We start from the raw sequence: 21,641 nt of genomic DNA on the forward strand, positions 1-21,641 counted from the left end.
TTATAGTGGCACGTAGACCACTTTTTTTGTTTCAAAAAACTCTTCGTTAAAATATTCCGGAAGATCATAGAGTTGATAAGGTCTTTTCAGTTCATTCAGCTCTTCTTCAAGATCGCCACCCTTTAAATAGAGTATGCCATTATCTCTTTCATGCATAGACTTAGCTTTTGTCTTGCGGTGAATCCACTGGTGAAATTCTTTGATACGCGTAACAGCCCTGCTTACAATAAAATCATACTCGCCTTTTAATTGTTCAGCCCTGGCCTGTTCTGCTTTTACATTTTTTAAACCCAAAGCAGCAGACACTTCTTTCACCACGGTAATTTTTTTTCCGATGGAATCAACAAGATGAAAATTTACTTCAGGGAAAAGTATCGCCAAAGGAATGCCCGGGAAGCCTCCACCTGTACCCACATCAAGAATGTCTGAGCCTGCTTTGAATTGCTGTACTTTGGCAATCCCTAGTGAATGCAGTACATGATTTGTGTAAAGATTGTCAATGTCTTTGCGCGAAATAACATTGATTTTCTCATTCCAATCCGAGTACAGATCAAACAACATTTCGAATTGTTTTTTCTGCGTTTCAGAAAGATCGGGGAAGTATTTTAAAATGATATCGGATCTCAAGCTGGAGAATTTGAAATTTCAAATGTTAAATTTAAAATTAAATATGGTCTCTTTTGTTCTTGACCATTTCATACATCAGTTCTCTCGCTCGGTGCAGCTGTGCTTTAACTGTACCCAACGGAGCCTCTATACGCTCTGCTATTTCTTCATAAGATAATTCTTCGTAGTAACGCAGTCTGACCAGTTTCTGATATTTAGCGGGCAACTTATCAACAAAGATTAACAAGAGCTCAGCTTTCTGGGCACGAATGGTTTCCTCCTGTGGGTTGTTGTTTTCGTCTTCTACATCAATGGAAACAGACTGTCCATCGTCATCAGTATATGTGTTTTCTATACTGAGTGTATTCAGTTTCTTTTTGCGAATATGGTCAATGGTATTGTTGGTAGCAATCCTGAAAAGCCAGGTGCTGAAGGTATAATCTTTTTTGAAACGGTGCAGACTTCTGAAAGCTTTGGCGAAAGATTCGATCGTAAGGTCTTCGGCATCATCTACATTTCTGACCATCTTAAGCACCATGTGGTAGACAGCACGCTTATAACGCTGCAACAGCTTGGCATAAGCGGCATCATCCCCATCTACGGCACGATCGATCAGCTGGAAATCTTCCAGTGCTTTTTGTGAAAACCTGCTTTCGTCTAATTCTTCCATTGAATCTTTTTCGTTAACAGAGCGGTCGGAGCTGTGGTAAGATAGTAAATGCCGTAAATAATGTCTAACGCCAACACCGACCAAAGTTCAAAACCATCTCCGAAACGTTTTGTGGCAATGTACAGTGTTATAGTCATGACCATTAAACGCAATAATAGAGCCGCGGCTATAAAAATGGGATTAACGGAAAGAAAAAGTAAAACGATACCCAAAATAAGGCTTACCACCCAGCTTAAAACAAAGGGTGCCAGAAGTAAGCGGTCGATAAATTTATATCTTTTCCCTGCTGCCAGATGCCGTATTTTCTGGTGAAAAAACCCCGCTACCGTATCTTTAGGTACAGAGGATACAAGCGTTTGCGCACCAATGGCCACAGTAGTATTACTGCCTTTGGCATGCTTGTTCACAAAAAGATCATCATCACCACCCGTATAAGAGAGCATGTTGGTAAACCCCTTATTGTCCATGAACAAGGATTTGCGATAAGCCATATTTCGCCCCACACCCATATAAGGTCTTTTTAACAAGGCAAAGCCCAGGTATTGCAAGGCAGTGATAATCGATTCAAATCTGATAAAACGATTAAGCCACCCGGCTTTCTTTTGATATGGTGAGTAGCCTAAAATGATTTGTGTGTTCTCGCTAATACTTTCACCCAAACCAGACAACCAATTGAGTGATTCAGGTCTGCAATCAGCATCGGTGAGCACGATCCAATCATGTTTGGCGGCACGAATGCCAAGGGTTAGTGCATATTTTTTACCATTGATGTGATCGGGGGTATGGTCAACATGCACCATGCGCAAAGCAGGATGTAAGCTTGTCTCTGTTAAAAGCCAATCACGTGTGGCATCATTACTTCTGTCGTCAACAACTATGACTTCAAAATTGGGATGCTGCTGCTGCAAAAGGGAAGGGATAAGCACTTGTAAGTTCTCTAATTCATCGTGCGCACACACAACCACAGAAAGTGGCGTGGCCATTTTGGGGGATAAAGCACTGTTAACTTTTGTTCTCTTCGAAAAAGCAATTACGAATAGCGTGAAGTAGATGAGTTGCGCAATAATGGCAGCAAAGAAAAAATATTCCAGATACAGCAAGACAATAAATTTGGGGCACAAGATAAGGAAATGAAAAAGGAAGAAATGAGCAATCTTCAAATTTTTAAGATACAATTACTCGTACCAAAGCCCAACCTCTCTTCTGTCGTACCTTGGTTTACGCACTTTCTCTTTAATGTTGTCAGGTTGTGTTTCGTTTTTACGGAAATTCTTAGCCCAGAATAAGCGGATGTTGGTAAAGAGGTCGCGCTCGCCTTTTACATTGTTCTTATTTGTTTTCACAAACTGTGCGTCAGGATGATAATCCGGATTCTTGAAGAAGTTGAACTTTTGCATTTTTATATTGCCCTGGTAATTGGCTGCCTTTGCAAAAGCTTTGCCGGGCTCACGTACTTTTAATGCCTCTCGGCTAGAGGACGGGTTGCGAATGTACTGGTAGGCTTTGGTCTTGCCGTAAATTCCGCTGGTAGCAAAAACAGACTTGCTTGGGTCGCGCTTTAGCAGGGCATCTTCATGGGCATTTTTATTTCTTGCCCACCCAGGTTGTTTCACTTTAGTAGTAAGGTTGTTAATGGCAAAGGTTCCGGCACTCTGCTTGCGTTTCATAATGGAGGCGTCATGTGCATTCGGATTTTGTTTGTACCCAGGGCTCTTCATTCGTATTTGTAAACCATCTGTCAGGAATACAGTGCCGCTCGGATCTTTCTTTAACAGGGCATCCTCGTGGGCATTTTTGTTTCTAGCCCAGCCATTTTGCTTTACTTTGGTAGTGATACCATTGGCCAGATAAGTTTGTTCTGATTGTTTACGTTTCAGTATAGCGCCAGCGTTGGCATTTGGATTGTGTGTGTATCCCGGACTTTTAACAGCGATCTGTAAGCCGTCAGTTCGGAATACATTTCCTCCCGGATCCTTTTTCAGCAAAGCTTTTTCGTGTGCATACTTACTTCTTGCCCATCCAGGCTGCAACTTTCTTATTGGCATGATGCCAGCTAACCAGGCATTCTTTTGTTCCTTCTTCCGTAATGCACTTGCATGCTGGTAAGGGCTCTTAAGGTATTTGTTCTGTTTCTTAAAGCCTGTGAAAGATTCTCCCTGATCTACCAAAACCTTACCAACACCAATGGTTCCTTTGTAAGTAGCTGCCTGTATACCAGTCTTTGAAGGTGCGCGTTGGGCAATGGGTCTGTTGTTATTATTCCATAGTTGACCACTCACACTTCCTCCGCCTTTGAGGGGTCGGGTTGCAGGAATATTGCCAGCATAATTAACATTTTTAATACCAATGCCTGGCTGTCTTGGATTAATGGGTCGACCATTATTGTTCCACAACTGACCACTTACACTGCCACCTCCTTTAAGTGGTTTGGTGGCAGGGATATTACCGGCATAATTAACATTTCTGATACCAATGCCTGGTTGTCTTGGATTAATGGGTCGACCATTATTGTTCCACAATCTACCGCTTACACTGCCGCCTCCCTTAAGAGGCTTGGTGGCAGGGATATTACCGGCATAATTAACATTTCTGATACCAATGCCTGGTTGTCTTGGTGTAATGGGTTGCCCATTATTATTCCACAGTTTACCGCTGACACTACCACCACCTTTGAGGGGTTTGTTAGCTTTTAAATTACCGGCATAATTAATATTTCTGATACCAATGCCGGGCTGTCTGGGTGTAATAGGTTGTCCATTATTATTCCAGAGTTTACCGCTGACACTACCACCACCTTTGAGGGGTTTATTGGCTTTTAAATTACCGGCATAGTTAATATTTCTGATACCAATGCCGGGCTGTCTTGGTGTAATGGGTTGGCCATTGTTATTCCACAGTTTGCCACTAATGCTACCACCGCCCTTGAGGGGTTTGCCTGCTTTTAAATTGCCAGCGTAATTAATACCCCGGATACCAATACCTGGTTGTCTTGGCGTGATGGGTTGTCCATTGTTATTCCACTTTCGACCACTTACACTACCACCTCCACTGATTACTCTTTTGCCATTAAGTCTACTTTGATAACGCGCTGTTTTCTCTGCACGTTTACCAGGCGTTTTTACAGGAATAGGCATGCCTACTTTGCCAACATATTTGCCTGAGTAGGATTTAAAACCACCAATACTTTTGTTCTTTGGATGATCGCCTACTTTTGCTCTGGCGAGTTTTGGTGCATAGATGGGAGCATTGCTTCCACCTTTTTTGGATTCGAAGTTGCGACCTCGAATTTTGCGACCAGATAAATCACCCAACCATGCCTTAGGCTGTTTTCGGGTAGCTGATTTATAAGACCCTGCGGCTGGACCTTTATAAGCACGATCTCCCCTTGGCTTTTTGCTTCTTGGATCGATGGTAGGTTTAATAACAGCTTGTGCTGGGGACTGGAAATTGCGCATGCGCAAAGGTCTTCCGGCAAGATCTTTACCGGATACATCGCCTTCTTTCTTTTTCACACTAAAGAAACCCACAAATGGATTGAGTCCTTTATGACGTATGAACGCCCGTGATGATGATTTCGGTGTGGCACCTATTCTTTTAGAAGAGATTGGCCGTGAGCGATTTCCTTGTAAACGGGCAAGCTCTCGCCTATTTGAGGCAGGTTTTTGAATAATGGGTGATCGATAATTTTTAAAGGCACCACCTTGTTTGCCTGACATACTTTGTCTCTTCAGCTGAGCACTACTTGATCGTACCTGCACCTTTCTGCCGGAGGCTGCTCGTGCACTGGCTTGTTGTGTGTCGCGTGGCTTGCGCGATGCATTGTTGACGTAACGATTACTGCGGTTCGAATAGATATTTTGTCTTGAAGATTTTGCAGTGACTGACCTTACCTTAACGCGCCTTTTGGGTGTGGACCCACTCATGCCCTGTGGATCCTTTGGTTTGCGAGAGGCATTATTGACATAGGGGTTTGATCGCTGGGAATAAACATTCCGCCTGCTGCTCTGTGAGCTAACACTTCTCACATTTTTTTGCGGGTAAACATTCCGCTTTGAAGCAGCAGCAGAAACAGACCTTACGGCTACGCGCTTGGCAGGTTTACCTGCAGATCTTCCTCTTTCACGATCACGAGGGGTGCTGCTATAAATCGGTCTTATTGGTGTTCCCGCCCTGTCACGTCCCTGGCGCGGACTTCGTGTGGCAGTTCTGGGCTGCGGGTAACTGGCATTGGCCTTATTGGCTGATGATTTATTTTTAGTTCTCAGCCGTCTTCCGGCAATATCCTTGGTTTTGGCCCTGTCGCCTTGTTTGGATTTAACTTTAAACCGTGTTTGACGTGTTTCTTTTTTATTGGGTGCTGCTGGCCTGTCGCCCTTGGTATTTTGAGCATTTACCTGCCCGGATGATAGTAAAATAAACATCCAAAGCCCCAGTAAAACGGGCCAGCGAAGCATACAAGCGATATGACGGGGTGATCCTTGCAAAAAATTGGCTAAGTAAGGAGCTAAGATAACGAAAAAAACAGCATCACTGTATTTGTATGCGTTAAGTAAAATCTTCCAGGAGACTTTTGTTAATACAGGACTTGCTCCATGTTCGACTATGTATAGGCTCTCCTAAACCGGATTAAAAATCCTTTGAGATGGCTTCCGAATTTTAAATTCGGAAGAGCTAAAAAGAGCTTAGATTCCTCAAAAAGATGCGTCTTTGATTTCCCTTTTATCAAACTTGAATTTCCTATGCTTCCTTGCAGCATGCTCAGGCAAGGCCTTATGCTATCTTTGGTCTGGAAGGGAATGCGGGGATAGCATACAGCCTTGAATGAGTATGCGAGGCCCAGCGGCCTGAGAGCAAAAACTCGCATGCTGCTAATTGCTCTAATAATCTAAATTAATCATGTGATTTTCTTCAAGGGATTAACATATCAGTGTTTAGTTTTCTTCGTCATGCCTGCCACTACCTCATGTCATTCCTCGCAAAGACGCGTTGTTCTTAAGTTAGTCCACCGATTTGTCAATTCCTTATTGCTAATGATCATTTCTTTTCAATGCAGACTTCTTTGTCAATTCTCAACTTCATAAAACCCCATTGTCCCTACAAAGAAGATGCCCGAAATAAATCTGTTCTCAGCTTTTCTTAGAAGCTTAAGAGTTTTTCTATTGCTTCCTTGATTCTTCCTTTTGGCAAAAAGTTATTTTCTAAAGTAGGTGCAAAAGGAATGGCTGTATCAAGACTGGCCACACGCATAACAGGTGCGTCCAGATCGCGGAAACAATGCTCGCTTATCCAGGCACTGATCTCACCACCAATACCACCTGTTAAAGTGTCTTCGTGGAGAATGAGTACGCGGTTAGTTTTCTTCACAGTTTCAGCCACGGCTTCTTTATCCCAAGGCAGCAAGGTTCGTAAATCAAGGATGTCAGCTTTTACTTCAGGCATCGTGCTGATAATTTCTTTTGCCCAATGCACACCCATACCGTAAGTAATAATTGATAAATCACTTCCCTCGTTAACAAGCTTTGCTTTACCAATCTCTACTGTATAGTAATCATCCGGAATCATCTCCTTGATGGAGCGATACATAAGCTTATGCTCAAAGAACATGACTGGATTAGGATCATCAAACGATGCACACAATAAACCTTTTGCATCATAAGGATTAGATGGATACACAATTTTTAATCCGGGCGTATGAAAAAACCAGGCTTCATTACTCTGCGAATGGAATGGGCCCGCAGCAGTACCAGCACCTGTAGGCATGCGTACGACTACATCAGCAGCTTGCCCCCAACGCCAGTGTGCTTTAGCCAGATTATTAACTATTTGATTGAAGGCCTCTGTTACGAAGTCAGCAAATTGCATTTCAACCATGGCCTTCATGCCTTTAATGGATAAGCCAAGGCCAGCTCCCGCAATAGCCGCTTCACAAATAGGTGTGTTGCGCACACGTGCTTTACCAAACTTCTCTACAAAGCCTTCAGTGATTTTAAACACACCGCCATACTCTGCAATGTCTTGTCCCATAAGCACCAGGTTGTCGTGGCGCTCCATGCTTTGGCGCAAGCCATCACTGATGGCATCGATAAAACGTTTTTCTGATTGTGTGTTAGAAGCGGGAGCAATAACAGATTGTATATAGGGTGCATGAACGTCCTGCAACTCTAGTTCAGTACTTGCTTCAGGGTGTGTCTCTTCAAAGGCTACTGCCAGTCCGTCTTCAATTTCTTTCTTTAGTTCTTTTCGGAGGTTTTCAATGTAAGCCGCATCAACTACACCTTCCGCCAATAAAAACTGTTCATAATTTTCAACTGGATCTTTTTTAGCCCAGGTCTCCATCAGTTCTTTGGGAACATACTTGGTGCCACTGGCCTCTTCGTGTCCGCGCATGCGGAACGTTATACACTCCAAAAGAACTGGCTTGGGATCTCTCCGCATTTTTTCGGCAATGCGAACTACTGTGCTGTAAACTTCCAGGATATTATTGCCATCTACCTGAACACCCTCTATGCCATAACCAATGGCCTTGTCTATAAATTGTTTGCAGCGAAACTGCTCATTGCTGGGTGTTGAAAGGCCGTAACCATTATTTTCAATGACAAAGATTACGGGTAAATCCCACACGGCAGCCACATTCATGGCCTCATGAAAATCGCCCTCACTGGTGCCACCATCCCCGTTAAATACGGCAGTAACTTTTTTCTCACCTTTTAGTTTGGAGGCAAGGGCAATGCCATCAGCCACACCATTTTGTGGGCCAAGGTGAGATATCATACCAACAATATGATGTTCGTTGGTGCCGAAATGAAAAGAGCGATCGCGCCCTTTTGTATAACCCATCATAGTACCCTGCCATTGGGCAAACAGCCTGTCAAAAGGCATCTCGCGACCGGTAAACACCCCTAAATTGCGGTGCATAGGTAAAATATATTCGTCTTTTTCCAGGGCTTGCGTAAGTCCCACAGAAATAGCCTCTTGCCCTATGCCGCTAAACCATTTACTGATTCGATTTTGGCGAAGAAGAATTAGCATTTTCTCCTCGATTAACCGGGGAAAAAGAATGGCGCGGTAAAGCTTCTTAAGGGTGTCGGGTGTTAGTTGCTGGCGATCAAATTTCATACTGCAAATTCGATGCGAAGATAGGAGATTTTAGCAGATGCGCTTGCTAAGCCAAGGTCACATCCTTATCTTCATCCCGACTAAATAACCAATCCAGCCCCCTCATGAAATTCTCTGAAATTCTCAATTTATTTAAACAAGGAAAAGGCTCTGCACGCAGCCACATGAAAAACCTTATTGAAATGGCCGCTGTTGATGGCAATTTCGATCAGGTAGAATTTGAACTATTGAAAACCATTGCCAAGCGAAACGGAATTTCTGAAAGTCAGCTCAAGGAAATAAGGCAGAACCCCAATGATATTGTATTCGAGGTACCTGCCGACAAGCGTGAAAAATTCCATCAACTGTATGACCTTGTACACATGATGAGCGTAGATAATGCCATTCATGATGAAGAGTCGAAGCTATGTAATTTGTATGCCATCAAGTTTGGCTACAACCGCGATCGCATAAAAGAACTCATTGAAGCTATCCGCAATAACATTGTCAACAAGCAAAATCATGACGAAACCATGAAGCGTGTTGAGTGGATGATTAATTAATCTGGATTTTAGGGGTAGCCTTAAACCAAGAAGAACTATGTTTGTTGTTGAATTTGTTCTTCTACCATGATTTCATTTAACGAATTTACACTTGATAACGGCCTGCAGGTTATTGTACACGAAGACCCGAGCGTGCAGATTGCTGTTCTTAATATTTTGTATGACGTAGGCTCCCGCGATGAACGTGCGGATAAAACAGGTTTTGCTCATTTGTTTGAGCACCTGATGTTTGGCGGCTCAAAAAATATACCTAGTTACGATGAGCCGCTGCAACGCGTGGGTGGCGAAAACAATGCCTTCACCAGTACAGATATTACCAACTACTACCTTACCGTACCCGCTACCAATATAGAAACAGGTTTCTGGCTGGAGAGTGACCGGATGTTGAGTTTGTCATTCGATCCACAGGTGCTGGAGGTTCAGCGCAAGGTGGTAATAGAGGAGTTTAAGCAGCGTTATCTCAACCAACCCTATGGCGATGTTTGGCTCAAGCTAAGGCCGCTCGCCTATCAGGTGCACCCTTACCAATGGGCGACTATCGGTAAGGAGATTAGTCATATTGAAAATGCTACCATGGATGACGTGAAGCATTTTTTCTTTCAGCACTATGTGCCCAACAATGCCATTTTAGTAGTGGCAGGTAATGTTAAGCTTGATCAGGTAAAACAATTAGCAGAGAAATGGTTTGGGCCTATACCCGCTGGCAAACGACAAGAAAGAAATTTACCGATTGAACCTAAGCAAACACAGAAGCGCAGTGCAACAGTAGAAGCAAATGTACCTGCAGATGCCTTGTATATGACATGGCACATGCCCGGTCGCTTTCATGATGATTACTACGCCAGCGATTTACTGAGCGATGTGTTAAGCAGAGGAAAATCAAGCAGGTTGTACAATCAGCTGGTGAAAGAAAAAGAAATATTTACTTCAATTTCTTCCTTTGTGATGGGCACTGTTGACCCAGGCATGTTTGTGATTAGTGGCAGAGTAAACAAAGGGATAAGTCTGCAGCAGGGAGAAGAGGCTGTACAGGCAGTGTTGTCGCAGATTGTGAAAGACGGTATTCAGAAGGAAGAGTTGGTGAAAGTAAAAAACCAGACTTTATCAACCCTGGCTTTTGGTGAAGTGGAGGTGATGAACCGTGCCATGAATTTAGCTTTTGCTAAATTATCTGGTGATGCTAATCTCGTTAATCAGGAGATGAACAAGATTGATGCTGTCTCTTCCGATGAAATCAAACGTGTGGCTGGTAGCATCCTGACAGAACAAAATCTCTCAACCTTGTATTATCAATCAGCAAGTACTAAGTAAAATCATTTATTATAATGAATATACGTATAGGCATGGGCTTCGATGTGCATGAACTGGAAGCAGGACGCAACTTTTATCTTGGAGGCATTCAGTTGACAGATGCGCCTAAGGGTGCCGTTGGTCATTCAGATGCTGATGTTTTGATTCACGCCTTGTGCGATGCGCTGTTGGGTGCTGCTAACCTGAGAGATATAGGTTATCATTTTTCTAATACTGATAAGCGCTGGAAGGGTATGGATAGTAAATTCTTTTTAAAAGAAGTGACCAGACTGCTCGCTGAAAAAAACTGGCGCGTAGGCAATGTGGATTGCACTATTGTTTTAGAAAAGCCCAAGATTAACCCACACATTGAGGCCATGAAAAAAGTGTTGGCACCCTTAATGAATGTGGAGGAAGATGCGGTGTCGATTAAAGCAACTACGAACGAAACGCTGGGGTATGTAGGTAGAGAAGAAGGTGTGTGTGCCTATGCTGTAGCTTTAATACATAAAGAAAGTTCTCCGGTGATGAAAGCCGAATGAGCATGATTGAATTAATTACCACGGGCGATGGTTCGCACTCCTTGCTGAATACAGCATTGGATGAAACTTACCATTCGCGTCATGGTGCTTTACAGGAATCGAAGTATGTATTTATTAAACAAGGACTCGATTTTTTTGTGGAGAAAACTGGTGGTAAACAGGTGTCCATTCTTGAAGTTGGTTTTGGAACCGGTTTGAATGCGTGGCTGAGCTTGCAACAGGCGCCAATGCTGAACATCAACATTTCGTATACAACTTTAGAGACCTATCCTTTGCCAGCCTCCGTATGGCCTGGTTTGAATTATGCCGTTGATGGCAAATTTAAAAGTGAGTTCCTGAAACTGCATGAGGCCGAATGGAATAAGGAAGTCGAAATTGCTACTGATTTCACGCTTCATAAAGTAGAACAGCGTCTTCAGGATTTTGATTCGGCAGGAGAACTATTTGACATTATTTATTTCGATGCTTTTGCCCCCAACAAGCAACCGGAGTTGTGGGAGGCACCCATGTTGTTTAAGGTCGTCAATGTACTCAAGCCATCAGGAGTTTTTGTAACCTATTGCGCTAAGGGGCAACTCAAGCGCGACCTCAAATCTTTTGATCTGGCCGTTGAATCCCTGCCGGGCCCTCCGGGTAAAAGAGAAATGGTAAGGGCTTCAAAAAAATGAGCAATAAAATAGACTTGTTCTATCTTTGCGGTTTAACGGAACAATTGTGTCGAACAAGAAAGTAAATATTGGTACTGTACAGATGACTTGTACAGCCAAGCCAGCCGAAAACCTGGATAAGGCAATTGCAAAAATCAGAGATGCAGCCGCAAAAGGTGCGCAGATCGTTTGCCTGCAGGAGTTGTTCACCTCACTGTATTTCTGTGATGTGGAGGATTACGAAAATTTTAAATTAGCGGAAGCCATTCCCGGCCCCTCTACCGATGCGCTTTCGGCTGTAGCCAAGGAATTGAATGTTGTCATCATCGCTTCCCTTTTCGAAAAACGAACAGAGGGGTTGTATCACAACACCACAGCAGTTATTGATGCAGATGGAAAATATTTAGGGAAGTACAGAAAAATGCACATCCCGGATGATCCTGCTTACTACGAAAAATTTTATTTCACACCGGGTGATTTGGGTTATAAAATATTCAGGACCAAGTTTGCCACATTTGGTGTGCTCATTTGCTGGGATCAGTGGTACCCTGAAGCAGCACGTATAACCTCATTGATGGGAGCGGAGATTTTGTTTTACCCTACAGCAATCGGGTGGGCTACCTCGCAGGATGAGGCTACGAATACCGAACAGTATAATGCCTGGCAAACGATTCAGCGCAGCCATGCTGTTGCCAATGGCGTACACGTTGTAAGCGTAAATCGTGTTGGTCTTGAGCAAAATGGTGCTATGAAATTCTGGGGTGGTTCTTTCATCTCTAATCCTTTTGGCAGTGTGATTTACCTGGCTTCGCATGATAAAGAAGAAGTGCATGTGCAGGAACTTGATTTAGCCAAAACAGATCGTTACAGAACACATTGGCCATTCTTGCGCGACAGGCGTATTGATTCTTATCAGCCTATTACGAAAAGATATATTGACGAAGAATAAATAGTCCGGAAGTCAGTTAAGTCCGAGAGCAGATGAGTTTTAAATTCGAGAAATTGATTGTCTGGCAGAAGGCTGTTGACCTTTCAGATAAGGTTGATAACCTGACAAAGAAATTTCCAAAAGAGGAACTATATATTCTTACCTCTCAGTTTAAAAGAGCCGCAGATTCTGTATCCTTAAATATTGCTGAAGGATCTACAGGACAGACCAATCCTGAATTCAGTAGATTTCTCGGCTATGCACTTCGGTCCAATATTGAGGTTGTGGGCTGTTTATATCTTGCTAAGAGAAGGCCATGTATCTGCGAAGAAGAGTTTAAAGAAATTTATGACTTCTGTGAAGAAATACTTGTAATGATAAATTCACTTCGAAAATCACTTAAATGACTAACAAACTTTCTGACTCCTCAGCTTCCCGACTTTCGGACTTGCCCACACCTAAGCAACTCGGTTACCACTTTCCCGCAGAATTTGCCAAGCATGATGCCACCTGGTTAAGCTGGCCGCACAAAGAAGCCTCGTGGCCGGGTAAGATTGAAACCATCTATCCACGCTATGCAGAATTTATAAAACTGGTAGCAGAAGGGGAGAAGGTGAAGATTAATGTGCTTGACGAAGCGATGAAGCAAAAAGCACTGCGTCACATTACTAAAGCCGGAGCTGACCTGAATAATATTGAATTCTTCTTTCATCCTACAAACGATGCCTGGTGTCGTGATCATGGACCTGCCTTTTTAATCAATAAGGTTGAGCAAAAAAAGATGATTGTGGATTGGGGCTACAATGCCTGGGGTGGAAAATATCCGCCTTTCGATCTCGATGATGTAATTCCAACCCTGATAGCGAAGCATTACAACATACCGGTGGTACATCCCGGGATTGTAATGGAGGGAGGCTCAGTAGAGTTTAATGGTAAAGGAACATTACTGACTACACGGGCTTGTCTGTTGAATGAAAACAGAAATCCGCATTTGAATCAACAGCAGATTGAAGAATATTTGATTAATTACTATGGCGTTAACCACATTTTGTGGTTAGGCGATGGTATTATAGGTGATGATACTGACGGACATATTGATGACCTTACCCGTTTTGTCAATGAAGATACTGTTGTAACGATTGTAGAGGAGAATAAGCAGGACGAGAACTATGAAATTCTGCAGGAGAATTTGAAGGATTTGAAGCAACTCAGACTTGAGTCAGGAAAACAATTGAATATTGTGGAGTTGCCCATGCCGTCAGCTATTGTTTATGACGACATGCGTTTGCCAGCGTCTTATGCCAACTTCTACATTGCTAATAAATATGTAGTAGTGCCAACCTTCCGCGACAAGCATGACGACCGTGCATTGGATATTTTACAAAGCTGCTTTAAAGATCGTAAGGTAGTCGGTGTTGATTCAGTAGATATTATCTGGGGGCTTGGCTCTTTCCATTGCCTCAGTCAGCAGGAACCTGCTATTTGAATGAGTGCAAGCCATTGGGTGTAAGCATAGCATCCAATGGCACATCATGCACATCCACATCATCAATAATCTCGGGTGTGTCGAAAAGTGAAACACCTATTTTTCTACAAGTTGGTTTACAAGTTTTGAGAAAAACATCGTAGTAACCTTTTCCATAACCTACTCTGTTACCCTTGGTGTCATAGCAGAGTAAAGGGACAAGAACCAAATCTATTTTTTCTGCCGGTGTGGGCACACCATGTTTGGGTTCCTCTATACCCCACTTATTTTTTTCAAGTTGATGAAGCCCTTCGAAATAAATATTTTCCATGCCGCCTGCTGCATTGATTTTTGGAAGCGATAGCCGAATGTGTGGAGATTCCCTGCGTATCCGGTCAATCATCATCCAGGTGTCGGGCTCGTGCTTTTCGCGAATGGGTAAAAAAACATGAACTGTTTTTATAAAAGATAAATCGATGCTACTGAAAAAAGTATGATAGAGTGCCAGGTTTAATTGCTGATAGTTGGCTTCGCCAATAGCTTGACGTTTTCGCAAATACAATTTTCTAAGCTCGGCTTTTGTCATAGAAGTTTACAAAACAATTTACAAAGCTTTCTTGTAAGGCAAACAATGAAAGATTTTGGAACACATTAATCTTGTTTGCGGCAAACAAAAAATACAATAGAGTGGACGTATATTAAATAAAAAAGTCAGGGCATTTGCCCTGACTTTTTATTATGAAACGAATACAGCTTAGAATTGCTCAAATTGAGAGAAGAAGAAAGCGCCTTCAATAGCGGCATTCTCATCACTGTCACTTCCGTGAATAGCATTTGCTTCGATAGACTTGGCAAATAAGTTTCTGATGGTACCGGGTGCTGCCTTAGCAGGATCCGTTGCGCCAATCAGTTTGCGAAAATCTTCAACTGCATTGTCTTTCTCTAAAATCATGGGTACAATGGCACCACTGCTCATGTAAGCACATAAATCGTTATAGAAAGGACGTTCTTTATGTATGGCGTAGAACTTGCCAGCCAACTCCTTGCTCAAAGCAGTTTTCTTCATCGCAATAATGCGAAAACCAGCCTCTTCAATCATTTTTGTAATCGCACCAACGTTATTAGCCCCTGTTGCATCAGGCTTAATCATCGTAAAAGTTCTGTTTGTTGCCATTTTATACTATTAATTTTTAGTTTTTTTAAGAATGGAATCGGGCGTACTACCTTGAATTCGGGCGCAAAATTAGCCTTTATTCCCTTAAATCCCTATAAAACATCGAGAATTGGACAAATAGAGGTCTAATCGTTAAAAACCATAAATCCTGATTAAATCCTGATTATTTTTGCCTTCTTTTTTACCTATGGAACAGGCCCAAGCCTTAAAAGCTTTTCTTAACCAACCCAGAAGGGTAGTGGTCACCACGCACCATAAACCTGATGCGGATGCTTTGGGCTCTTCACTTGGCCTGGCCGGCTATTTAAAGAAGAAGGGACATCAGGTGCAGGTAATCACACCAAGCGATTACCCAAACTTTTTAAGCTGGATGCCCGGCAATGAAGAAGTGATTGCTTACGAACCTGCCAAGGCAAAAATGGTGGCTGACAAAATCAACGAGGCGGAAATTATTTTCTGCCTGGATTTTTCGGCCCTCTCAAGAATTTACGATATGGCTGATATGGTCAGACATTCCAAGGCGAAAAAGGTAATGATCGATCACCACCTGGAGCCGGAAAATTTTGCAGACTTTGTACAATGGAATGTTGATGCAGCCTCTACTGCGCAGCTGGTGTATCAGTTAATAATTGAATTCGGAGAACGTAATATTATCGATACAAATATTGCCTCGTGTTTGTACGCAGGTCTGATGACTGATACAGGAGGCTTCAGACACAATAACACACACCACGAAGAATTTTTGATTGCATCCGACCTTGTATCGCTGGGTGCAAACCCTTCCCGCATTTCTAAATTAGTATACGAAACAAATACCCTGGAACGTTTAAGACTTACAGGTTTTGTGTTAAGCGAAAAACTGGTGGTATTGCCTGAATATAAAACGGCTTACATCACCCTTACCGATCAGGAGTTAAAACGTTTTAGCTCACAGACGGGCGATACTGAAGGTCTGGTTAATTATGGCTTGTCAATACAAGGCATTAAAATGGCTGCTTTCATTTACAAGCGTAAAGACGATGTAAAATTATCCTTCCGTTCCCTGGGTAGTTTTTCGGTAAGTGATATGGCACGTGCACACTTTGAAGGTGGAGGCCACAAGAATGCAGCCGGAGGGCAGTCCAAACTATCATTAGAAGAGACCATTCAAAAATTTTTAAAACTTCTTCCCAATTATAAAGAACAATTAAACGCAATCGATTAAATCCATACAATGAAAATTACACACTTATTTTTTGCAGCCCTGGTAGTTATTGGCGCTGCCTGCAGTTCATCAGAAAAGGAAACTCCCAACGGTTTTAAATATACTGTATTAGCAAAAGGAGATGGCAATCTGGCAAAACCTGGTCAGCTGTTAATGGTTGATTTTGTTTTTAAAGATTCTAAAGACTCTGTTTGGAATGATACCTACAAGGCGGGCATGCCTGCTCCTGTGATGATCAATGACAGTGCATCGATGGCCACTGAGTTTGGTGTTATGCAAATGTTCCGCATGTTATCGCCTGGCGACAGTGTGACTTGCAGCATGCCTATTCAAAAGTTTTTTAATGAGATGGCGGGTGGACCTGTGCCTCCGGGCATTGATACAACCCTCACCATGACTTACATTTTTAAAGTAAGAGAAATCAGTGAAGTGGCCGATTTCCAGGCTAAGCAAATGAAACTGGCGGAAGAACGCAGTGCAAAACAATTGCAATCAGATATTGAAGCAATTGATGTGTACTTGGCCGCTAAGGGCATTACGGCAGAAAAAATGGAATCCGGCATTCGCTATGTAATAACAAATCCAGGTAAAGGAGCCAATGCCCAATCAGGTCAGGCAACAACGGTAAATTACACCGGCTATACACTTGATGGTTTGTACTTCGACTCCAGCATTAAAACAGTTGCTGAGGAAAAAGGTATTTATAATCCACAACGCGAACCTTATGCGCCTTTTGACGTAACCATTGACCAGACCGGTGTAATAAAAGGCTGGCACGAAGCGTTGAAGGTTATGAACAAAGGTTCTAAAGCTACCTTCTACATTCCTTCGCCCCTGGGCTATGGTGCACGTAAGGTGAGCAACGAAATTAATGAGAACCAGATTTTAGTGTTCGACATTGAAATGTTAGATATCAAATGAGATTAAGTTTATTTTTTATTGTTGTAATCTTTTTTATTTCACTGGCTTGCGGAGATGACGAAAAGTCAGCGGATGAAAAACTAAGGGATCAGTTGAATTTAGACACCTTGGCAATTGATGCCTACCTGCAAAGCAAGGGTATTGTAGCGCAACGAGGCAGTAGCGGTATACGCTATGTTATTCATGAGAAGAGCACCAGCACCGTTTCTCCACAATACTACACCAACAATACACCTCCTGGAGACTGTTTTGTTACCTCCTACAAAGGATTTGTTGTTTCTGTTGATACAATCTTTGATCAAGGATCGAATTTTGAGACTTCCTTAGCTCGTGATCCCATTACGGGTAAAGATATCATCAATGGCTGGAAAATTGCTTTTCAATTGTTGGATGTAGGTGATTCGGCAACTATTTATATTCCATCAGTTTTTGCGTACGGAAGTGCAGGTAGTGGTAAGTCCATACCTCCAAACTCCAATTTATATTTTCATGTAAGACTCAAGCAGGTATTCAAGCAAGAGTTTAACCCGGCAAACGGACAGTACCGTTGCTACTTTGATTAATGATGACATCGATTTGTTTTGCAACCAATAATCAACACAAATTAGAGGAGGTCAGGCACGCACTCGTGCCTGACTTTCTTGTTTTAAGTCTCAAAGAAATTAATTGTGTTGAAGAATTACCCGAGACAGGTAATACCTTACAAGCAAATGCCTTGCAAAAAGCAGATTACGTTTTCAAAAATTACGGTATAAGCTGCTTTGCGGATGATACCGGGTTGGAGGTTGAGGCTTTAAATAATGAGCCCGGTGTTTATTCTGCCCGCTATGCAGGCCCACAGAGAGACAATGAACAAAACATTAACCTCCTACTCACAAATCTTAAAAATAAAAGCAGCAGAAAAGCGCAATTCAGAACCGTGATTTGCTGGCGAACTGCTGCAGGGGCGCAATATTTTGAGGGGGTAGTGAAAGGCGAAATTATTGAAACGCGAAGAGGAAATGCTGGGTTTGGCTATGATGCCGTATTTGTACCCGAGGGTTTTACCAGAACTTTTGCCGAGATGAGCCTGGAAGAGAAAAATCAACTTAGTCACCGCGGCCAGGCAGTTAAAAAACTGACTGCTTTTTTAAAAGAAAGCCTCGGTTGAAACTTCTAACTCAATATCGTTTAGTTAAGCTTCCTTATTTGTCCTCTCCCGCTGGAGAGGATTAGAGGTGAGGCGGTAAAAAAGGCTTAACTAAACGACATTGAATTCGTAATTTGCAGCCTCAAACCTATCATCTGTGTTAACCTATACCATTGGCATTACGGGCGGCAGCGGTTCAGGCAAAACCTACCTGATCGAAAACCTGTCAAATCAGTTTAAACCTGAGGAAATCTGCCTGATTTCGCAGGACAACTATTACCGTACCCGCGAAGAGCAGGTTACCGATGAAAAGGGCGTTAAAAATTTCGATCTGCCCAATGCCATAGATCATGAGCGTTTTTATGCCGACCTCATGAAGTTGAAAAGCGGACAGGAGGTTGAAAAACTCGAATATACTTTTAACAATCCCAACGCCACACCAAAAACCATTGTTCTGAAACCGGCCCCAATCATTATTGTGGAAGGTATTTTTGTTCAATACTTTAACGAGATTGAAAACGAACTTGACCTTAAAATTTTTCTGGAGGCCAAAGACCACGTAAAACTAAGCCGCAGAATCCGCAGGGATAATGAACAAAGAGGCTACGACCTGGACGATGTATTGTACCGCTATCAGTACCATGTTATGCCTGTCTATGAAAAATACATAGAGCCACTGAAGCACAGCTCAGACCTGGTTATTCCTAATAACAGCCATTTTGACCGCGCTATTGAGGTTTTAGTATTGTCTTTAAAGGCTAGATTATATTATCTAAGCAGTAAATTAATTCATTAGAAACTTATTAGAACTAGATAACATTTAATAGAGCTCAAGGGCAGCATCAATGGATTTTGTTATATTCTCGAAATCGAGGGAGCCTAAATATTTTCGGTTATCAATTATTACAAAAGGCGTTTGATTGATTCCTTTAAGCTTTAGTTCATTAATTGATTTATCAATTTTATTTCTAACAACTTTATTATTTTTAATACAGGTATCTAGATAAGAAGAATTTAGGTTTAAACCTTTAATCAGTTTATTGTACTTATCATCACCAACCTCCTTTAACAAGGTAGTAAAGAGAAAATAATTATTTCCTTCCTTCACTGCACATTCGCAAAAAATGGTAGAATAACTCAGAGTGTCAGCCAATATCGCAAAATCAAAGATAACATTAGATTTGTAATGATTAATTAGCTTATCAATTAAGTGAAGAGTTGAGTTACAAGCAGAACAGTCAAAATTTATTACAAATGTTACACGGACATCCGAATCGCTGTCATTTATATTATGTCGCGCTAAATTTGTAAAATTAATTTTTGGAGTGATTGGAGCTTTCAAAAGTATTTTTACTTTGTACTCCTCTTTAAGTTTATTAACAAAGTCAAATTTCAACTTACTATGAGCCAATTGATTGATTCGATAGAGTCCTTCATCGGAGCTACTTTCAATCCATCCACCACTTCCATCTGGAAATCTGTTTTGGAGTCCATTTTCTTCAATAATTCTTCTTACTAAAGAATCTGATAATTTAGATTCAATTTCATAATACAAGAGACTGTCAATAGTAATCCCTCTACGGACAGCCTCTTGAATCAATAATTTATCCTCAATAACTGCATCCAGAGCAATTTTTCTGTTATAGTAGATATCATAGAGCCTCTCATAAAGCTGTTGGCTAATCATGCTATCAACCTCGCTGAGATAGATTTCATGGTCACCGACCAGTGCAATTGGTTCAGATTTTTTTTTATAAGAACATGCATTTAACCAAAGAAACATTGATAAGAATAACAGCAAAACTGGACGCATATGTTGGTTAATTACCCCTTACTAGTTTCATTGAAGTGTTATACTGACCATATATCATATTGTAACCAGAATTGCTTTGTGTGCCTTGGTTATTAATTCTGTAATGATTAGCGTTTCTTGAATCCTCATCATCAATGAAATAGTCATAGGTAGTCTTAAACAACGGGTCATACTGTGTTGAAGCAATTGCCAATTGTCCACTTGCTAGATTCTCTCCAATCATTGGTGCAGGAACCTGATCTAATGTTAACGCAGGAATTATGTAGAAGATAAGAGTGCTATTAGAATTGACAATATTTGGAGAAATATTTCCAACATATGAGTTTTTGTTATTGTTATCTTCGTTGTCGAAATATCTCGTCAACCTTGTAATATTAGGCAGGTTTAAAGGGCCTAGTTTTAGAACTGCATGCTGACCTGTAAATCTAAGTGGATCCGCATATGGTGAGACTGTTTTATTAGTCCACAGATATTGCAAACCATCGACCCTACAGAAGTATGTTCTTATATTTTTATTACCATCAATAAACCATGGCGCGTTAGCTATTCCGAGTGGATAGACAGCTGTCTCTGGAGTGTTATCTTCAGTGTCCATATAGATTTGTATTCTTTCACCAAAGCAAGGAGATGTTGCTGAGGCGGGTATTCCAATATCATAATCACCAACAGCTAAAGATCTGCCGTTACTGCGTTCAGCCATTAAAGACTGAATTTCTGCTTCAACTTTCTTAGCAACATTATTGATATAATCTGCAGAAGCGACAGTTTCAATTTTTGGACCGATTGAAGTGCCTTCAATTTTCACGGCTCCTTCGAAATAACTAGTTTCAACTTTTGCAAGTTCTTCAGAAATACTAGGCTCAGAGCTTTCAGTGCAATGAGTTAAAGAAATGGATGCGGCAATTAGTGCCCAAAGATGTTTTTTTTGCATAACGAGTTGTTTAATTATCCCAAATTAAATGAACGAAAGCTTATTTTTCAAAGATTTAATAGAAAAAATGATTAAACTCTATCTAGTGTTGAATTCTAATTCTTTAAGTTGAAATCAAATAAAGATATCCTAACAGGATAAAATATTTGAGTTTTTTAGGATTAACCCCTACATTGCGTCCCGAATGAACCAAAATAACAAAATAGCGACTCTTATTCTGGGTGTAATTACCGCTCTGGTAGTTGTATTCAGTCAGCTTTTTTGTTTTGAGGATTTTTCGACCAATGTAAAAGCAGATGGTACAGAACAAAGTGCAAATGCTGAAAACCAGTCTGGTACCGCAGAAAACTACATCACACAACTTTCATCTCCGTCTACGTCATCAAGTACCATCGTTGTTGAACAGGAATTTTCCTTTATCCAGGATATTACCCAACAAATAAAAGAGGTAAGACAGGAATTGGTAAGTGCACTGGTGATTCGCACCGGTAAACTTTTTGAAACACTCTTCAGCGCAATCATTTCTCCTAACGCGCCCTAAGCAATTATAAATTTCAGGTTGTAATATTTCAAATTATTGGGATAGCCAATAATGCTGAATTGATCACTTTAAGCCTGAGCCCAATTTTGAATTTCCGATTTTAAATTTTTGAATCACTTTTA

22 protein-coding genes are annotated in these 21,641 nt (G+C 41.6%); 13 read left to right on the forward strand and 9 right to left on the reverse strand.

Features of this window, described 5'->3' with window-relative positions; translation table 11 throughout:
- The 5 genes from rsmG to ACO1XM_RS17645 all read right to left on the reverse strand — a co-directional run bounded on the left by rsmG (window position 1) and on the right by ACO1XM_RS17645 (window position 8,392).
- Complete coding sequence (rsmG, locus tag ACO1XM_RS17625; protein ID WP_486231421.1) at window positions 1–627, reverse strand: 16S rRNA (guanine(527)-N(7))-methyltransferase RsmG; 627 nt, start codon at window positions 625–627, stop codon at window positions 1–3.
- A 37-nt stretch (window positions 628–664) separates the two neighbouring features.
- Window positions 665–1,276 (reverse strand): sigma-70 family RNA polymerase sigma factor, encoded by a 612-nt coding sequence (locus ACO1XM_RS17630; protein WP_486231423.1) that lies wholly within the window; start codon window positions 1,274–1,276, stop codon window positions 665–667.
- Window positions 1,264–2,376, reverse strand: a complete 1,113-nt coding sequence (locus tag ACO1XM_RS17635) for a glycosyltransferase (protein ID WP_486231425.1) — start codon at window positions 2,374–2,376, stop codon at window positions 1,264–1,266. The genes ACO1XM_RS17630 and ACO1XM_RS17635 overlap by 13 nt, the downstream gene beginning before the upstream one ends.
- A gap of 75 nt (window positions 2,377–2,451) precedes the next feature.
- Window positions 2,452–5,730, reverse strand: a complete 3,279-nt coding sequence (locus ACO1XM_RS17640) for a hypothetical protein (protein WP_486231427.1) — start codon at window positions 5,728–5,730, stop codon at window positions 2,452–2,454.
- 682 nt (window positions 5,731–6,412) lie between these two features.
- Complete coding sequence (locus ACO1XM_RS17645) at window positions 6,413–8,392, reverse strand: alpha-ketoacid dehydrogenase subunit alpha/beta (protein ID WP_486231429.1); 1,980 nt, start codon at window positions 8,390–8,392, stop codon at window positions 6,413–6,415.
- 104 nt (window positions 8,393–8,496) lie between these two features.
- Between ACO1XM_RS17645 and ACO1XM_RS17650 the strand changes: the two genes are divergently transcribed.
- From ACO1XM_RS17650 to ACO1XM_RS17680, 7 genes are all read left to right on the forward strand, one after another.
- The gene (locus ACO1XM_RS17650; protein ID WP_486231431.1) at window positions 8,497–8,934 is read left to right on the forward strand and encodes a tellurite resistance TerB family protein; all 438 of its coding nucleotides are present in this window, start codon (window positions 8,497–8,499) and stop codon (window positions 8,932–8,934) included.
- A gap of 66 nt (window positions 8,935–9,000) precedes the next feature.
- Entirely contained in the window at window positions 9,001–10,245 is a 1,245-nt protein-coding gene (locus ACO1XM_RS17655) for a M16 family metallopeptidase (RefSeq protein WP_486231433.1), read from the forward strand.
- Between the two features lie 14 nt (window positions 10,246–10,259).
- Window positions 10,260–10,766, forward strand: coding sequence for a 2-C-methyl-D-erythritol 2,4-cyclodiphosphate synthase (ispF, locus tag ACO1XM_RS17660; protein WP_486231435.1), 507 nt, complete (start codon window positions 10,260–10,262; stop codon window positions 10,764–10,766).
- 2 nt (window positions 10,767–10,768) lie between these two features.
- Complete coding sequence (gene mnmC2 / locus ACO1XM_RS17665; protein ID WP_486231437.1) at window positions 10,769–11,434, forward strand: tRNA (5-methylaminomethyl-2-thiouridine)(34)-methyltransferase MnmC2; 666 nt, start codon at window positions 10,769–10,771, stop codon at window positions 11,432–11,434.
- Window positions 11,435–11,480: 46 nt separating this feature from the next.
- Window positions 11,481–12,362 (forward strand): carbon-nitrogen hydrolase, encoded by an 882-nt coding sequence (locus tag ACO1XM_RS17670; protein ID WP_486231439.1) that lies wholly within the window; start codon window positions 11,481–11,483, stop codon window positions 12,360–12,362.
- 32 nt (window positions 12,363–12,394) lie between these two features.
- A complete protein-coding gene (locus tag ACO1XM_RS17675; RefSeq protein WP_486231441.1) occupies window positions 12,395–12,748 on the forward strand; it encodes a four helix bundle protein in 354 nt (117 codons plus the stop codon).
- Window positions 12,745–13,827: an agmatine deiminase family protein gene (locus ACO1XM_RS17680; protein WP_486231443.1), complete on the forward strand. Its 1,083-nt coding sequence runs from the start codon at window positions 12,745–12,747 to the stop codon at window positions 13,825–13,827. The genes ACO1XM_RS17675 and ACO1XM_RS17680 overlap by 4 nt, the downstream gene beginning before the upstream one ends.
- On the opposite strand, the gene ACO1XM_RS17685 is transcribed toward ACO1XM_RS17680, so the two are convergent.
- Window positions 13,820–14,392 carry a 5-formyltetrahydrofolate cyclo-ligase gene (locus ACO1XM_RS17685; RefSeq protein ID WP_486231445.1) on the reverse strand — a complete coding sequence of 191 codons (573 nt, stop codon included), beginning with the start codon at window positions 14,390–14,392 and terminating at the stop codon, window positions 13,820–13,822. The genes ACO1XM_RS17680 and ACO1XM_RS17685 overlap by 8 nt on opposite strands.
- Before the next feature lie 168 nt (window positions 14,393–14,560).
- Complete coding sequence (locus ACO1XM_RS17690) at window positions 14,561–14,980, reverse strand: nucleoside-diphosphate kinase (protein ID WP_127122672.1); 420 nt, start codon at window positions 14,978–14,980, stop codon at window positions 14,561–14,563.
- A gap of 187 nt (window positions 14,981–15,167) precedes the next feature.
- On the opposite strand from ACO1XM_RS17690, the gene ACO1XM_RS17695 reads away from it, so the two are divergent.
- The 5 genes from ACO1XM_RS17695 (at window position 15,168) to udk (ending at window position 19,030) form a co-directional block, all read left to right on the forward strand.
- On the forward strand, window positions 15,168–16,184 hold the full coding sequence (locus ACO1XM_RS17695; RefSeq protein WP_486231447.1) for a DHH family phosphoesterase: 1,017 nt from the start codon (window positions 15,168–15,170) through the stop codon (window positions 16,182–16,184).
- A gap of 9 nt (window positions 16,185–16,193) precedes the next feature.
- Entirely contained in the window at window positions 16,194–17,105 is a 912-nt protein-coding gene (locus tag ACO1XM_RS17700; protein ID WP_486231449.1) for an FKBP-type peptidyl-prolyl cis-trans isomerase, read from the forward strand.
- Window positions 17,102–17,668: an FKBP-type peptidyl-prolyl cis-trans isomerase gene (locus ACO1XM_RS17705; protein WP_486231451.1), complete on the forward strand. Its 567-nt coding sequence runs from the start codon at window positions 17,102–17,104 to the stop codon at window positions 17,666–17,668. The genes ACO1XM_RS17700 and ACO1XM_RS17705 overlap by 4 nt, the downstream gene beginning before the upstream one ends.
- Complete coding sequence (locus tag ACO1XM_RS17710; protein WP_486231453.1) at window positions 17,668–18,255, forward strand: non-canonical purine NTP diphosphatase; 588 nt, start codon at window positions 17,668–17,670, stop codon at window positions 18,253–18,255. The genes ACO1XM_RS17705 and ACO1XM_RS17710 overlap by 1 nt, the downstream gene beginning before the upstream one ends.
- A gap of 136 nt (window positions 18,256–18,391) precedes the next feature.
- Window positions 18,392–19,030 carry a uridine kinase gene (udk, locus tag ACO1XM_RS17715; protein ID WP_486231455.1) on the forward strand — a complete coding sequence of 213 codons (639 nt, stop codon included), beginning with the start codon at window positions 18,392–18,394 and terminating at the stop codon, window positions 19,028–19,030.
- A gap of 24 nt (window positions 19,031–19,054) precedes the next feature.
- Here the strand turns inward: udk and ACO1XM_RS17720 are convergent, their stop codons facing one another.
- The gene (locus ACO1XM_RS17720; protein WP_486231457.1) at window positions 19,055–20,047 is read right to left on the reverse strand and encodes a thioredoxin domain-containing protein; all 993 of its coding nucleotides are present in this window, start codon (window positions 20,045–20,047) and stop codon (window positions 19,055–19,057) included.
- A gap of 7 nt (window positions 20,048–20,054) precedes the next feature.
- Window positions 20,055–20,978 (reverse strand): hypothetical protein, encoded by a 924-nt coding sequence (locus ACO1XM_RS17725; protein WP_486231459.1) that lies wholly within the window; start codon window positions 20,976–20,978, stop codon window positions 20,055–20,057.
- Window positions 20,979–21,162: 184 nt separating this feature from the next.
- Here ACO1XM_RS17725 and ACO1XM_RS17730 point away from each other — a divergent pair, with 184 nt between their 5' ends.
- A complete protein-coding gene (locus tag ACO1XM_RS17730; RefSeq protein WP_486231461.1) occupies window positions 21,163–21,519 on the forward strand; it encodes a hypothetical protein in 357 nt (118 codons plus the stop codon).
- Window positions 21,520–21,641: the final 122 nt, after the last annotated feature.

It is taken from the genome of Chryseotalea sp., assembly GCF_057350905.1.